Here is a 336-nt window from a genome sequence, read left to right on the forward strand (position 1 = left end):
TCTGGCGCTCCAGTTCGTCGAGCGTTTCCTTGCTGAGCGAACGCGAAGGCAGCGAGCAGGCCGAGTCGCCCGAGTGGATGCCAGCCTCTTCTATGTGCTCCATGATGCCGGATACGAAGACGTTTTCGCCATCGCACAGCGCGTCGACGTCCACTTCAACGGCGTTGGTCAGGTAGCTGTCGAACAGAAGCGGGTTCTTGCCGAGCAGGGTGTTGATCTGGCCGGTCTTGTCGTTCGGGTAACGCTGCTTGATGTCCTCGGGTACGAGACTCGAAACCGTGTCAAGCATGTAGGTCTGGAGCTGGCCTTCCGAATGGATGATCTGCATGGCGCGGC

At 59.5% G+C, this 336-nt stretch carries 1 pseudogene; it reads right to left on the bottom strand.

Annotated elements, in window-relative coordinates:
• A pseudogene (locus EN804_RS35610) lies at positions 1–336 on the bottom strand (carbamoyl phosphate synthase large subunit); the annotation flags it as partial.

Source organism: Mesorhizobium sp. M8A.F.Ca.ET.161.01.1.1 (assembly GCF_004792105.1).
GTDB lineage: Bacteria > Pseudomonadota > Alphaproteobacteria > Rhizobiales > Rhizobiaceae > Mesorhizobium.